Below are 14,302 nucleotides of genomic sequence, written 5' to 3'. Positions count from 1 at the left end.
CTCATCCGCTCAGGTCTGAGCATGCACCGCCTCCTTGAACAACTCGACCGTGTATTCGACCACCTCGCCGTGTTTTTCCTGCGCACGTTCTTCGAGCGCCTCGCGTTCCTCTTGACCCTTCGCGAGAATCTCGTCCCGTTCAGCCTCTATTTCCTCCCGTGCTTCCTCTAAACGGGCCTCTTTCAGCTCCTGTGCTTCGGTGCGGGCTTTTTGATGGATTTGGTCGGCATCCTCTCGCGCCTCCGCGATCAGAGCCTCGCGTTCTTCTTCGGCGTCAGCGATCATCTCGTCAGCCTCGCTTTCGGCCCCTTTGATTCGATCCAGAACCTCTGGCCTGGCCATAATTATATCATCTACGGGTTCGGAAAGCGGCTATTTGATATTTGCGGAACGGAGCCATCAACGTAGAGGGACTATGATTCGGTGGAAACCGACCGACAGGCCGTCTCCGTTCCGTCCTCGCACATCGTCGAAAGTGTTTGACACGCCTGTTTGTTACCCTGTGAGCAGAGCCGCTCCAGCACTGCAACCGTTCCACGCTTGTCGGTATCTGATTCCTGCATGGAAACGACACTCAAGGACTGTGATTTAAAAAAAGCGGGTCGGATGTCCGTTGCGAACGCACACCCTTTGCGGGGGACTGTAGGACACACGACTCCCGAACAGAATGCGCGTCCCAGAGCAGCATGACCTGCGACACAAACTGGGCTACCGTTAGGCGCGCTTCACTAGTCGATGTAGCCGAGCGCGTCCTCGATGCGCCCCAACTCCGGTCCGGTCGTTTCATCGCCAGCGATGTAACCGTTAGTGTTCGCGATCAACCCGGAGCCGACGAGCGGGCCGCCGTAGTTGATCGTCCCGATGTCGGCGTAGACGCCGAAGAGATCCTCGAGGAAATCGAGCGTCTCGTCGGTCGTTTTGGGGTGACAGAGAACGCCGTTTTCAGTTACCACGGCGGCGGTTCCGACGGTCCGGACGCCGGCGACCTCCGCGCGCTCGACGGGGACATCGAGCGTATCGCCCACCGCTCGCACGGCGTCCCGGGAGAGGTCGGGATGGACAAGCGCGCCCCGGTCGTTCGCGAGGACGACGTTGCCGGCGGCGTTGATTCGACCGGGCAACTCCCCGATCAAAAGATCGGTGGCATCCTCGATGCGGTTGCGCTCACGGTCGGTGACGCGTTCGCTGACGAGCAGTCCGTTCTCGTTGCCAACTGCGAGCGCGCCGACAGTACCGGATCCGGCAACGGTCGTCGGCACGGCCGGCACGTCGAGTTCGGCTTCGAACTCATCGCGAAGAGAGTCCTCTATGTCCGGACGGACGAGCAGGCAGTCGTCGGTCGCCCGGCCGAAAACACCGACGTAGGCGGACCCGGAGAGCGCCGCGCGGAGCACGTTATGCGGTCTCTGCTTCGACGACGGCCTCGCCCTCTTCCTCGAAGCGAGCCGCCCGGACGCGAAGCTTTCGCGGCGGGTTCGACCGGCCGCGCTCCCAAACCGACTCGTTGATCGAGGGGTCCAGTCGGACCGCATCTTCCTCGACGTTAAAATGCTGTGCAAGGTGCGATCGGACGAGGCTCATTGCCTTGTCCGCGCGGTCGGTGTTCGAGCCGGCGAGGACGTCCCGAAGCGGGACGGTCATGACGCGCTCGTCGAATTCGGCGCTCATTCGTCCGTGTCGCTCCGGCGCCAGTTGCGGCGCTTGTGATTGCGCAACGTGTCGCGGTCGGTCTTCATGATGACCCACGCGGGGACGCGGTTGTTCTGCTGTTCCAGCTTCCCAAGCCGCTTCTTTTTTGCCTTCGACTTCTTGCCCATAGTAGAGGACTGTTCCGTCGCTGTGTTTAAATCATTGTTCCTTTGGAAGCGAGATTTTGAGTGACAGTGGAAGGTCTTGAAAGCCCGAACGGCGAACGGAGTGAGCCGCGAGGAGAGCGATACTCCAAACAGTAGCGAGGAATATCGGAAACGCGAACGGTGGGGGAGCAACGCGACGAACCGTGGAGTGCGAGACCGTGAACGCCGAGAGGCAGACCTCATGGTTGGGGGATCAAGGTATCGGTGAATTACATATATCATCGTATAATATTTATATAATAAATAATCGCGGGTTCGATTGTGTGCAAATTACAATACTGTTAACATTGGGACCCGCCCCAAGGACGATCCGATGGTCAGCGTATAATCAACGTCACGATCGTACGAGCCATCGTGGCAAGCCGTGTAGGAAAGAGCTTGCAGCAGGCCGTGTACGGGAAATATAATTGATTCGCAAGAGGAGCGCGACAGGCAGCGAGCAAATCCACGGGAGGGGCGGACGCTCTGTCCGGCGGGCCGAGGGGGTCAGTTCTCGGCGGGCGCGGCAGGGGGCTCTTCGATGGCCCTGCCGTACTTATCGCGGAACTCCCCGATCATCTGGCCCATCTTCGCGTACCAATCGTTGAGCATCCGCTGCATATCGTCCGCGATCTCGTCGGGGTCGGTGGGCCGGAAGACGTGGTAGTAACCGCCCTGATCGTAGTTGATCTGATCTTTCTGTACAAACCCGCTCTGGAGGAGCCGCTGAACCGACCGGTACGCCGTTGAGCGCTCGCGGTCGACCTCGGCGGCGATTTCATCGACGGTGAGCGGCTCCGAGCGATCCGTCAACACTTGGAAGATCTCCCTGTCAAGGCCCTTCAGGCCGTGGATACACTCGAGGAGCCCTTCGCACTGCATGTCCTGTTTGAGATACTCGCTCATTGCGTCCGCCATATCTATCTGTAGTATCCACCGGACACTGATAAGTGTTTGTACAGTCTACACAATATTGCCGCCGTCTGTGACGCGTCCCGATTCGGCGGGTAGGTTCGGGGACTCAGGCTAGGGGCGTCACTCCCCGCCCATCGCGCCGAACACCGCGTCGGCGTCGGCCGGCACGTCGAAATCGTGGAAGTGCTCGCCCTTCTCCTTCGAGAGGATATTCAGCGCGGCTGCCGCGCCGTCACCCGCCGAAATGATCGCTTGCCACTCTTCCGTCCGAACCATCGCGCCCGTCGCGTAGGCGTCCTCAATGCTCGTCTCCATCGTGACCCCAACGTCGACGACATCGCCGTCGAACGCACAACCGAGCGACTCGGCGAGGTCGCGGGCCGCCCCCGTTGCCAACACGACGTAGCGCCCGGCGTACGAGTCCCCGTCAGTTTTGGCCGCGAACCCCTCATCCGTCTCGTTCAGGTCGTTTACCTCTGCCTCAATGCGGTCGACGCCGAAGCTATCGACCTGCGAGCGGGCGGTCTCCATGAACGCCGAGCCATCGACTGACCCGATCCCGAGGTAATTGAACAGATGCGCTTTTTGCATCCACGTTTCGTCGGTGTCGAGACAGACCGTTTCCAGCCCGTTCTTTTGTACAAAGAGGGCCGCGCTCAGTCCGGCCGGGCCGCCCCCGACGACGAGTACGTCCGTGTCAGTTTCACTCATACCACCGGCAGTTTGTACCCGTCCGGCAAAAGTATCCGGTTACACCGGTGTCACTTCGTTACCTCTCTGGATCGTTCGATAGCGCCTCCGATCGGAGGCGCTCACACCGCTCAGACCCGATTTCTAGGTCCGGAACCGGCGTCGGGGTTCCCTCCGAGTCGACCGCGACGAAGACGAAGTACGAGTCGGTGGTTCGCTCGCACTCGCCGGTTCGTGGGTTCTCTCGAAACGCGCGCAGGCGGATCCGGACGCTCGTTTGACCGGCCTCGTAGGCGTACGCTTCAATGACGCAGGTGTCGCCCTGGGGGACCGGCCGCTCGAAGTCCAACCCATTGATCCGGGCGGTAACGCAGGTCTCGCCGGCGTGTCGCATCGCGGACATCGCGCCGACCTCGTCCATCCACTTGACGACGTTGCCACCATGGGCGGACGTGTAGTTGTTCGTGTCCGTCGGCTGGACCCGCTGGCGGTTCTCTATGTACGTCTCGCTGACTGTCGCCATACCGACCGTCGGGCCCGTAGGAACATAAGTTCGGGACGACCCGTACGATCGGTGTGACCGACGCTACCGGCTCCGCGAGAGCGCAGCCGGAATCGCCGCCGTGATCGTCACCGGTCCGTAGCTTGCAGCCCTCCATTCCGGGGGAAGCTGGTGGCTCTCGGTTATGCTGTTCGGCTACGCCGTGATCATGCCGGCCGTGGCGATCCGTCTGGGGGATCACAAGAGCACCGCCGAGTGATAGAGCGGTGATATCGCGTTGACAATCGAAGATGACGATCCGAGGACCCGCTGGAGACGCTTCGGGCCTGGTACGATCGGGGCGGCTCAGTCGGCTGGCTCCGGGGTGTCGGGAGCCCGTCTGCCGCCGAGCGTGTACAGCCAGAGCGAACCGAGCCCGATGCCGTAGGCGGCGATGATCGGCACCCCGAGCAGGAACATTGTGAAGATTCCCCGCGGCGAGAGGAACGCCCCGGCCGCGAGGACGGCGATAGCGAACTCCCGCCACCGCGTCCGGAAGATGCCGTAGGGGACGATCCCGCCCTGGTGGAACAGAAGCATCGTGACCGGGACCATCACGAGGATGCCGATCCCGACGGTGAAAAAGAAGATCATCCAGCCGTAGTTGCTGATCCGATAGGCGATCACCATCCCGGCGTCCAGCACGTCGGAGGCGAGCCACGAGATGGCTGCCGGCGCGATGTAGAGAAAGCCAAGCAGGCTGCCGAGCAGCATCGCCGTCAACAGGCTTCCGCCCCACACGAGGAGGACACGCCGGTCGCCGCGGGCGAGACCGCGGTCTTTCAGCGCCGGCCACGCGTAATACAACAACAGCGGCAGTGTCGAGGCGACCCCGAATATCACCGAGACCTTGATCATGAAGATGAGCGCCTCGACCGGATGCAGCGTGACGATCGAGACCTGCTCGGCGGCGAACTCCGATGGCATCCCGCTGACAAAACGCTCGTGGAGGATGCCGATCCCGCCCTGATACAGTATAAAGAACGTACCGGCCATGACGGCCGCGAACACGCCGACGAGGCGGAACGACTTCGAGGTGATGCTGTCGAGGATGAACTTTATATCGTACGCGTACCCGCCGATGTCGTCCTCGTCGACATCGTCGTCGCTGAACACGTCGAGCGCGCCGGCGCTCCGCTCCGCGAGGCTCCGGCCGCCTGTCTCCGCTTCGGCTCCGGCGGTCTCGCCCCCGCTCGTGTCCGCTTGCCGCGGGAGATCCTCACGGTGTTCCCGCTGGTTTCTCGCGGCGGTCCCGGCCCCGGCAACCTCTTCGGTATGCTGGCCTTGGCCGCGCTCCGCTCGCGGCGGGATGTTTTCGTCTCCGGTCGTCCCCTCGTCCTCAGATGCCTCCTCAGCGGCCGCCTCGGCCTCGTCGAACCGATCGAGGATCGCTTGGGCGCGATCGGGGTCGTCTTGCTCCATCGCGGCCCCGGCGAGGCCGACTGCCTCGTCCTCGTCCATTTCGGTGAAGACCGCGGCCGGGACCGATCGGATGCCCGCAAGATCAAGATCGGCCACATCGATCTCCTCGGGATCGAGCCGCGAGAAATCCGGTTCAGGCTCCTCTAAGCCGTCGTAGACGGAGTACGCGAGCCCGAACGCCGCGAAGACGAGCCCGTAGATCGACCCGACAACGGCGAGATACATCGTTTCGGCGATGCCGTACCCCGCTCCGGGGGGGAGAATCCGGTACTGCGATCCGGCTGCGGCGAGCAGATCGTTGACAGCCGTGGCCCCTCCGTAGGTGTAGAAGGCGTAGATCGAACCAACACCGAGGACGAACAACGCGACGAGGACGTTCCAGCGTTCGGCGGCCGTCCGCCGGAGATCGATCGACTCGCGGGAGCGCTTGGTCGTGACGACGATCTTGGAGAGATACAGCGAGATGCCGTACAGCACGACAAGCGGCACCGCCCACATGATCTGGGTGAACGGGTCGGGCGGTGAGAACAGCGCGCCGAAGCCGAAGATGGCGACGACGGCGTACTTCCACTTGTCGCGAAACGTCTCGTAGGGGACGATCCCAGTGTACGAGAGCGTACTCATAAACAGCGGCAGTTGCGCCGCCAGCCCAAACGACAGCGAGAGCAAGAACACGAACTGCGCCCACATCGAGATTGAGTACGTCGGCTCAAAACCCGCGCCGACGGCGTTGTCGGCGAGGAAGGCAAACATGATCGGGAAGAAGAGATGATACGCGTAGGCGACGCCACCCACGAACAGCCCCGCGCTGACGAGGCCGAAGCCAACCCCCTTCCAGCGGGGAAGGTTCTCCGGCCACCGACCGCGGTTCTTCAGCGAGTCCCGGCCGAAGTACGCGAGCGCCGGCAGCATGATGATGACGCCTGACACCAGCCCAATCTTCGCCTGCAGGAGGATGACCTCAAAGGGCGTGATGGCGACGACCACGATATCGGGGTGGGCGTTCAGGTCCTGTTTGAGGATGTCCCAAATGTAGAGCCGTAGCGCAGTGAACACTCCAAGAAATCCGATCAAGAAGACGATAAACACCTTCTGGAGGTGTTTCTGTGCGGCTCGAAGCAACGTGCCGAGGTGCGCGCGGCCCTCCGACACCGTCCGGGCGACATCGTCGTCTACGGCGCTGGACACATCGGGATGTACTTCGTTCGCTGTTATCAACCTTTTCCGTTCAACCGGGATCGCGGCCGTCTCCGACTGGTCGAGAGAGAAAGCTTACAAACGCCGGCGTCCGACAGTCGATAATGGCAGAGACTGCCGACGGGAGCTACGATGCCGACGATGGGTTGGTCGGCGAGGGTCCCAAGAGCGACGAGGAAATGCCGCTTGCGGACCACATCGAGGAGATGGTCTATCGGCTCGGTATCGTCCTCGTCGTGATGGCGATCATCTCGGGGGTCGTCTTTCCGTTCGGTGAGCGGATTATCAACTTCCTGTGGTACTCCGTTCTCCCCGGCGGAGATATCGCCCGCCCGCGAGTGTATCATCCCCTCGGGCTCATCCTCGCACGGCTGAAGATCGCGACGCTCGCGGGGTTCGTCGTCGGCCTTCCGGTCTTCGTCTATCAGACCTACCTCTTCATGCGCCCGGGGCTCTATCCGAAGGAGCGTCGTTACTATCTCGCCTCGGTCCCGGCAAGTCTCGTGTTGGGCGTCTTCGGCGTGCTGTTCGCGTACTTTCTCATCCTGCCGGCGATCTTTACTTACTTCCTGACGTACTCTCAAGACGCCGCTGTAATCGCCTTCGGACTGACGGACACGTTCGATCTCATCGTGTTGATGATGGGGCTTTTCGCCGCCGTCTTCCAGATCCCACTGTTCGTGATGCTCGCGATCATGATGGGGCTGACGACCCGCGCGTGGTTGGCCGCAAAGCGGCTGTACTTTTGGGGGGCATTCCTCGGGATCGCGTTCCTCTTCAGCCCAGACCCGACGGGGATGGCGCCGATACTGGTCGCTGGGACGATGATCGGGCTCTTCGAGGCGACGCTGTTCGTCCTCCGGTGGGTCAGACGGTCGGCGTAGTCAGTCCTCGGTCCAGGGGAGGGGGACTCGCCGGCGTTGCGAGCGCGGTTGAGTTCACCGATCGATCTCGACTTCGGTGTACGACAGCGCCGAGCGCTCCAGTGCGTCCTGTAGGTTTGCCATCCCGCGCTTGGCGTCGAACCCGACCCCTTCGAGATGGTCGTTGGCGCGTTCGGTGGGTTCGAGTTCCCAGTGACCGTGGAGTGCGATCCCGTCGGGCCGGTCCCACCCTCTGACGTGTGTCTGCCACCACTCGTAGGTTCGCCCCTTGGCGGTTCGCTCCTCGTGAACGACGCGAGCGAGGTTGAGCACTTCGCCGCGTTTGTAGTAGGAGAACTCCCAGTTCGGCGCGTATGACTGCCGGCCGAGAGCGGCTTCGATCTCTTCGAGGGGCGCTTCGACGAGGAGGTGCCGCCCCGAGGGCGGGTCTCCGGCAAAGAACCGCTTGCGGATCTCCCGGATGAGAAACTGGATCGTGTCGGACGGCAACTGGATCGCGTCCCGGACATTAACGGAGACGGGCATACGAATCGGCTTGATAATCTTCGCGAACCCTGTTAACTGTTAGCATTCGATCGAAGCCCGGTTCTCACTCGCCGGCGGCCGACCCCTGGACCTGCCCTAACAGGTCGAGTTGGTGGGTGAGATACAGCAACTCATCGGCCTCAAGCTGCTCGCGTCGACAGTTGAGCCACCCCTCAAGATCGGCCCGAAACGCGTCCCCGGCCACCTCGCCGACCGCTGCCTCGACAGTGTCGAGGATGCACCGAAGAAAGTACGCCTCATCAGCGGGGTATTCGCCGTCAACCGGACGAACAACCCAATCGGACCCGGCGGCGCCGAGGAGCCGTGCGCCCTCGATCCCCCGGAGCCGTTCGAGAACGTCCCCGGCCGCCCGGCTGCTGCCGCCCGGTTTCGCATCCATATGCTCGTGATAGTGCTGCTCTATCGCCCGGTCGACCGGGTGGCCCGGCCGGAACCGCGTCCCCCCGTCAAAGGTGATCGGGAAGTAGCAGAGCCCGCCCGGTTCGAGCGCGCCGAGCAGCGTTCCGAGCCCGTCTAGCTCGAGAACATCGAGCAGCGCCGCGCCGACGAGGGCGTCGAATGCGCCCGGCATTCGATCGGCGTAGGCGACGGCCTCGCCTGCGACTGTCTCGAGTTCGACGTGTCGGCCCGAATACTCGATTTCGAGCGTGTTGCCGCCGGATACCGACGCGTGACGGTCGGCGGCCCAGGACCGCAGATGCGATCCGACGGCGTCAACGTTGTTGGCGTCGACATCGAGAGCGACGTATCGGATCTCTCCTGGCGGCAGCACGTCCCACTCGAGAAGGCGGGCGGGCATCGTCCCGATGCCCGCGCCGACCTCAAGAACGCGGATCGGTCCCTCGCCGGCGTCGGCCCGCTCGGCCAGCCGATCGCGGAGTATCCCGACGAGGCGGCGATCGAGCGCGCGGTCGTCGACGGTGCGCTTCGCCCGGAGGTACCGCCGAAAGTCATCTCTCATGCTGGCACCTCGTCGGCGAGGACCGTACGAAGTAGGCGACGGACGCGGGCCGTCGTCTCCGTCCAGTCCGGGTGGCGCTCGTAGCGTCGCCTGGCGGCCCGCCCCATCGCGGCCAGTCGGTCGGGGTCAGCCGCGAACCGTGCTATCGCCGCCGCGACCGCGTCCGAGGCGTCCGGATCGACGAGTATCCCCGTCTCACCGTCGGCGACGACCTCGGCCGCCCCGCCGGCCCGCGAAGCGATCGCGGGCAGGCCAAAGCTCATCCCCTCGAGATAGACGATGCCGAACCCCTCGTACTGGGAGGGGACGGCAAGGACGTGGCTCGATCGGAGTGTGGCTGAAAGCGCCTCGTCGGACAGTTCACCGGCTATCCGAACGCGTTCGCCGAGGTCGTGGTCCCGGACGCGACGCCGGACGGTGTCAATGTACGCCTCGTCGGCCGGTCGACCAACGACGGTCAGTTCCGCCTCGGTGCTGGAATCAGCCAGCCCATCGATGAGCGTCGTCAGCCCCTTTCGAGGCGTGACGGTGCCGACGAAGACGATTTGCAGGGGCCGCTCACGCGACCGACGATCGATCGTCTCCCCGTCGATATCGGGGGCGAACCGATCCCCGGCCGGCGGCGCAACGACGGTCGATTCGGGATCGACACCGAGGCCGGTGACGACGCCTTGGGTGGCCGAGCTGTTACACACTGCCCCGTCGACGGTTTCGAGGTACCGGCGCTCGACCGCGCGATACACCGGCGAGAGCCGCCGGGATTCGCTCGCTCGCAGGTGGTGGACGACGCTGACGACCGGGTAGGAGAGATGACGGTTCGTTCGAACCAGAGAGGGGTGGGCGAGTTCGTCCTGTAGCATGACGTCGACGTCAACCTGGAGTTGCTCCCGGAGTCGTCGGGAGGCGTTGTCGAGCAGACCGCGGCCGTAGTCCCGCCAGGGAAGTTCGACGATGTCGACGGTGTCGCCGGCTCGGCGGAGCCCCTCGACAAGTTTTCGATCGTAGCGGAAGCCGCCCGAACGGCTGTCGATATCGCCGTACAGCGTCAGACCGACGTTCATACCGACGCGTCGTATGTGGCGGCAGCGGTGTCGTCCTCCCAGACCGTCACGGCGAGTTCTGTTACCGTGTCGTCGTCCACAGCGTCAGTCACGCGCTCGAAGACAACCCGCGCGAAGCGCTCGACACTCGGGTTGTACCCCTCGAACGCCGGGCAGTCGTTGAGCAACTCGTCGCGGTAGCGGTCGGCCAACTCGGAGAGCGCGGCGTCCGCGTCGTCGATATCGACGAGGTAGTCGTACTCGTTCAGTTCGGGGCCGCGGAACGTCATCTCGATCTCGAAGTGATGCGAGTGTGGCTCCCCCTCCGGCCCCGGGTTCGGGACAGTAAGGAAATGCTGTGCGACGAAGTCCGTCGATACTGTCGTCGAGTACATATGATAGACAACGGGCGGCAGGCACCTAAAGCCGGAGGCCAACAAGAGGGGGAGGCGGCGTCAGATGGCCTCAGTAGAGTTAGAGATATGTGCTCTCGATTAGTTGGAATCGAGGGAGAACGAGAGGAGTATGCACCCCTGCTCAGTCGTACTTAAATACGACCTGTACGGCCTCGTCCTGTCGCTCGTCAAGCAACCGGTAGGCCTCGGCCGCACGCTCGACGTCGAACGTGTGGGTCACGAGTGACGAGAGGTCGTTTTGCCGCACGCACGAGCAGACGACATCCAGTCGGCGGTCCTTGTCCCACCGGTCGGCGTGGTCCGGATCGATGCGACTCACCTGGCTGCTCCGGATCCGGACGTGGCTCCGGTGATAGGACTCCCCGAGATCGAGTGTCACGTCCTTCGTGCCGTACCACGACCCGACAACGACCTGTCCCGCGTAGCCCGCAACGTCGATAGCGTCGTCAAGCGCCTCCGGGTTCCCCGAGAGTTCGTACACGAGGTCGGCGTTCGCCTCCAACGCCGCGTCAAGTTCCCCCGGCGCGACCGACCGATCGGCGCCGAGCGACTCCGAAATCGCCCGCCGGGTTTGGTAGTAATCGACGGTGACGAGTTCCGCGAGCGGGAACTCCGCGAGCAGGGCGGTCGTCAACAGCCCGACGGGACCTTGGCCGAACACCACGACACGGGCGCCGATTCGCGGCCGCCCGTCCATGACGAAGTTGACCGCCGTCTCGACGTTGGGGATGAAGATCGCCTGCTCGGGCGGGAGCGTGGTTGGGATCAGCGCCTCCGGATCGGCGACAAAGTGGCTCTCGTGGGGGTTGAACGCGAACACCTGACGGTCAAGCCATTCCGCCTCGACCGCCTCGCCGACGGCCGTCACCCGGCCGACCACGGCGTAGCCGTATCGAAGCGGGTACGAGAACGTACCCGAAAGCGCCTCGATAGTCTCGTCGGCCGACAGCTCCGGAGGCGCCTCGTTGCGGTACAACAGCATCTCGGTGCCCGGGCTGACACCTGAGCGCTCGGCCCGAACCAACACCTCTTCGGGCCCCGGTTCGGGGACCGGTTCAGTTCGAACCTCGACCGACTTTGGCCCGGTGAAACATACCGCCCGGCGGGTCATCGCGTCTCACGTCGTCCGGGGAGTGTCGGCCCGAGCGTGGTCGGAGGGACATCAGATCGAGGTCGGATGTGTTGGCGCTTCCTCTGGGGATTCACGGGATATAGATGCAGGCTATCGAACTAAAAACTACGCGTACCGGTCTCATAGGTAGTAGTTATAGATACCCGAGCGCGGCGAGGCGTTCCTCGTCGGTTTCGGCCCCGTACACGCGACCCACCGGAAGCGGTTCAGGGGGATCGAGCGTCGGCGTATGTGTTCCCCGATCCTTCCCCGTCGTTTCCGCCCACGGGACCGCGAGTAGGGCGGGAACTGGGGTATGCATCGGGTGGCCGTAGAGCCCCCACTCCCCGAAGAGGTTGCCGTGGTCGGCGGTGACCGCGATCCGGCCGTCGATGTTCTCTACGAGCGTCCCGACTTCCTCGAGGACGTATCGCAGGTTCGCCCGGTAAGCCCCCCGGACGCGGTCGGGCGACATCTCGCCGCGTCGGAGGGACACCCATGGGTTCGCGTCGCTGCTGTGGCTGCTCGTGCGGGCCATGCCGTCGTCGCCCGCGAGTGGATCGGGGACAAACGGGTGGTGCGGTTGCATGTAGTGGACGACTAACCTGTCTGGATCTCGCTCGCGGGCCGTCGCGATCGCGCGGTCCGTGATCGGCGACGCCGGGACTGTGCCGAGGTCGTCGTCCCAGGCGTACTTCCAGACCTCGTCGAGGACATCGAAGGAGTCGGCATCGAGGTACCGATCCGTCCACGTGTTGCCCGTCACCATCGCTGTCCGGGCAGTCGCTTCGCGGCCATTGAACGTGTTTTCGAGCCACTCCGAGGAGGAACTGCCGACCGATCGGACGGTCCCGACGTCCGTTAAAAATCCCACATCGGGGGTCACCTCGCGTAACGCGTCGGCGCGGCAGGCATCGAGGACGACGAGGACGTCCCACTCGCGGTCGAAGGCGTTGGTGCCGTAGGGTACCTGCCGCCCGATGGCCTGAATGCACCGCAGGTAGGCGGTGCCGAGGCGGCCCATCCCCGGTTCGGTCATACCCGGTATTCGCCGTCAGTCAACTAAACGCCGTCGCCGGGACACATATGTGTCTCGACGCCGCGCATATGGCCGTGAACTGTCTGTTCGTAGGGGCGGGTGCCATCGCCCCCGAGTACGCCGCTGGCTTGGAGACAAGTTCGCTCTCGTTGGCCGGTGTCTGCGATCTTGACGCCGAACGCGCGGCGGCGCTGGCCGACAAGCACGGCTGTCCGTCCTTCACCGATCTCGACCGGGCGCTCGGAGCGATCGACGCTCCACTGGTAGTGAACCTGACGAGCCACGCCGCCCACGCGCCGGTGACGCGGACGGCGCTTGAAGCCGACCGACACGTCTACTCTCAAAAACCGCTGGCGCTCGACGCCGACGTCGCCGGGGAACTGGTGGCGACGGCGCGACGGCGCGGGTTGGCGCTCGACTGTGCGCCCGGTACCACGCGGGCCCCCGCACAGCGCCGTGCGGGGCGGCTCGTCGCGGACGGCCGGCTCGGAACTGTCCGGCTCGGGTACGCCCACGCTCACGTCGGCCGCGTCACCGACTGGCACGACACTCCGGACTCCTTTCTCGAGGTTGGCCCGCTGTACGACGGGTCGGTCTACCCGCTCGCGCTCTTGATCTCGTGGTTCGGCCCCGTTGAGCGCGTCCGCGTCGCCGACCGGCTCGACGTTTGGCCCGACCGCGAGACAAGGCGGCCCTCAACGCCGAGTCACATCGAGGCGACGCTCGCCTTCGAGTCCGGGCCGACCGTCCGGCTCACCGCCAGTCTCTATGCGCCCCACCGCAGCCGGGAGTTCTACGGGCTGGAGTTACACGGCGACGACGGGTCGCTGTACCTCCGAGGAACCGGCGCGATGGGGACTGAAGCCGACGACGTCCGATTCGGCCGAGTCGGACGGGAGTACGCGAGCGTCCCGTCGCAGTCTCCCGAACGCGAATACCGGTACGTAGATTCGATCGAACGCCTCGCCGAGCGCATCGTTACGGGAGCCCCGCCCCGGTCTGGCGGCCGCCGCGGTGCCCACGTCGTCGCTGTCTGCAACGCAATAGAAACGGCTGCCGAGGGCGGGGAACCGGTCGCCGTCCCGGACTACGGGGCCGAAGAGGATCCCGTTCCGAAGCCGGTCGTCTGTCCGCCGGCCCGCGACGCTATCCGGCCGGAAGTGGCGGGGACGGGACGGAGCGCCACGGCGACAGAGGCGCGGTCGCTCCGGCTCCCGCCGGTCGGGTTCGGCTGCTCGCGCTACCGCGACGGCGAGTACGTTAATCGAGCCGACTCGATCACGACCGCCCTCGACGCCGGCTACCGGCTCCTCGATTGTGCGGAGCTGTACGGTAACGAATACCGGATCGGCGACCTGCTCGCCGCGCCGGGCACCCCTAACCGCGAGGGCCTCTTTGTCGTCGGCAAGGTCTGGCGCACGAACCACCGCCGCGAGCACCTGCTCGAAGCGTGTGCGGGTAGCCGGTCCGAACTCGAGATCGAGGCCTTCGACTGTTACATGCTCCATTGGCCGTCGGCACTCGCCCACTGCGGCGAACTCTGCCGGCTCGCCGAGCAGCCGGTCGAGCAACAGGAAGCGCTCACATTTCCGACCGGCGACGACGGGAACCTCGAAACAGCTGACATCCCGCTGGCCACGGCCTGGCGGAATCTCGAGGCGGCGTACGATCGCGGGTGGGCGCGAACCCTCGGCGTCTGTAACGC

The 14,302-nt window shown here is 64.2% G+C and carries 17 protein-coding genes; 2 read left to right on the top strand and 15 right to left on the bottom strand.

The annotated features are described in order from the left end of the window. Positions 1 to 9: 9 nt before the first annotated feature. The 9 genes from ahaH to ACI944_RS05150 form a co-directional block, all read right to left on the bottom strand. Positions 10 to 342 carry an ATP synthase archaeal subunit H gene (ahaH, locus tag ACI944_RS05190; protein WP_411717999.1) on the bottom strand — a complete coding sequence of 111 codons (333 nt, stop codon included), beginning with the start codon at positions 340 to 342 and terminating at the stop codon, positions 10 to 12. A 71-nt stretch (positions 343 to 413) separates the two neighbouring features. Next, a complete protein-coding gene (locus ACI944_RS05185; protein WP_411717998.1) occupies positions 414 to 563 on the bottom strand; it encodes a hypothetical protein in 150 nt (49 codons plus the stop codon). 165 nt (positions 564 to 728) lie between these two features. Then, entirely contained in the window at positions 729 to 1,394 is a 666-nt protein-coding gene (locus ACI944_RS05180; protein WP_411717997.1) for a translation initiation factor IF-6, read from the bottom strand. A gap of 1 nt (position 1,395) precedes the next feature. Beyond that, positions 1,396 to 1,668 carry a 50S ribosomal protein L31e gene (locus tag ACI944_RS05175; protein ID WP_411717996.1) on the bottom strand — a complete coding sequence of 91 codons (273 nt, stop codon included), beginning with the start codon at positions 1,666 to 1,668 and terminating at the stop codon, positions 1,396 to 1,398. Then, positions 1,665 to 1,817, bottom strand: coding sequence for a 50S ribosomal protein L39e (locus ACI944_RS05170; RefSeq protein ID WP_411717995.1), 153 nt, complete (start codon positions 1,815 to 1,817; stop codon positions 1,665 to 1,667). Before ACI944_RS05170 ends, ACI944_RS05175 begins: the two co-directional genes overlap by 4 nt. Positions 1,818 to 2,342: 525 nt before the next feature. Continuing rightward, positions 2,343 to 2,753 (bottom strand): helix-turn-helix domain-containing protein, encoded by a 411-nt coding sequence (locus tag ACI944_RS05165; RefSeq protein ID WP_411717994.1) that lies wholly within the window; start codon positions 2,751 to 2,753, stop codon positions 2,343 to 2,345. Between the two features lie 117 nt (positions 2,754 to 2,870). Next, positions 2,871 to 3,461 carry an FAD-dependent oxidoreductase gene (locus ACI944_RS05160; protein ID WP_411717993.1) on the bottom strand — a complete coding sequence of 197 codons (591 nt, stop codon included), beginning with the start codon at positions 3,459 to 3,461 and terminating at the stop codon, positions 2,871 to 2,873. 58 nt (positions 3,462 to 3,519) lie between these two features. Then, positions 3,520 to 3,963 (bottom strand): acyl-CoA thioesterase, encoded by a 444-nt coding sequence (locus ACI944_RS05155; RefSeq protein ID WP_411717992.1) that lies wholly within the window; start codon positions 3,961 to 3,963, stop codon positions 3,520 to 3,522. Between the two features lie 324 nt (positions 3,964 to 4,287). Beyond that, positions 4,288 to 6,591, bottom strand: a complete 2,304-nt coding sequence (locus ACI944_RS05150) for a twin-arginine translocase subunit TatC (protein WP_411717991.1) — start codon at positions 6,589 to 6,591, stop codon at positions 4,288 to 4,290. Between the two features lie 113 nt (positions 6,592 to 6,704). On the opposite strand from ACI944_RS05150, the gene tatC reads away from it, so the two are divergent. Next, positions 6,705 to 7,484 carry a twin-arginine translocase subunit TatC gene (gene tatC / locus ACI944_RS05145; protein WP_411717990.1) on the top strand — a complete coding sequence of 260 codons (780 nt, stop codon included), beginning with the start codon at positions 6,705 to 6,707 and terminating at the stop codon, positions 7,482 to 7,484. Positions 7,485 to 7,538: 54 nt separating this feature from the next. Here the strand turns inward: tatC and ACI944_RS05140 are convergent, their stop codons facing one another. The 6 genes from ACI944_RS05140 to ACI944_RS05115 all read right to left on the bottom strand — a co-directional run bounded on the left by ACI944_RS05140 (position 7,539) and on the right by ACI944_RS05115 (position 12,582). Next, on the bottom strand, positions 7,539 to 8,009 hold the full coding sequence (locus tag ACI944_RS05140) for a hypothetical protein (RefSeq protein ID WP_411717989.1): 471 nt from the start codon (positions 8,007 to 8,009) through the stop codon (positions 7,539 to 7,541). Positions 8,010 to 8,073: 64 nt separating this feature from the next. Next, positions 8,074 to 8,991, bottom strand: a complete 918-nt coding sequence (locus ACI944_RS05135; protein ID WP_411717988.1) for a hypothetical protein — start codon at positions 8,989 to 8,991, stop codon at positions 8,074 to 8,076. Then, a complete protein-coding gene (locus ACI944_RS05130) occupies positions 8,988 to 10,052 on the bottom strand; it encodes a glycosyltransferase family 4 protein (RefSeq protein WP_411717987.1) in 1,065 nt (354 codons plus the stop codon). Before ACI944_RS05130 ends, ACI944_RS05135 begins: the two co-directional genes overlap by 4 nt. Beyond that, entirely contained in the window at positions 10,049 to 10,426 is a 378-nt protein-coding gene (locus ACI944_RS05125; protein ID WP_411717986.1) for a 6-pyruvoyl trahydropterin synthase family protein, read from the bottom strand. The genes ACI944_RS05130 and ACI944_RS05125 overlap by 4 nt, the downstream gene beginning before the upstream one ends. Positions 10,427 to 10,568: 142 nt before the next feature. Continuing rightward, positions 10,569 to 11,558, bottom strand: a complete 990-nt coding sequence (locus ACI944_RS05120) for a zinc-dependent alcohol dehydrogenase (protein ID WP_411717985.1) — start codon at positions 11,556 to 11,558, stop codon at positions 10,569 to 10,571. A gap of 154 nt (positions 11,559 to 11,712) precedes the next feature. Further along, positions 11,713 to 12,582, bottom strand: a complete 870-nt coding sequence (locus ACI944_RS05115; RefSeq protein ID WP_411718000.1) for a hypothetical protein — start codon at positions 12,580 to 12,582, stop codon at positions 11,713 to 11,715. 89 nt (positions 12,583 to 12,671) lie between these two features. On the opposite strand from ACI944_RS05115, the gene ACI944_RS05110 reads away from it, so the two are divergent. Beyond that, positions 12,672 to 14,302: aldo/keto reductase (locus tag ACI944_RS05110; RefSeq protein ID WP_411717984.1), on the top strand; the 1,631-nt coding region annotated here is incomplete at its 3' end.

The sequence above is a fragment of the Natronomonas sp. genome (assembly GCF_046710025.1).
Classification (GTDB): domain Archaea; phylum Halobacteriota; class Halobacteria; order Halobacteriales; family Haloarculaceae; genus Natronomonas.
Note: the sequence above shows the minus strand (reverse complement) of the source record. Positions and strands in the feature narration are given on the sequence as shown.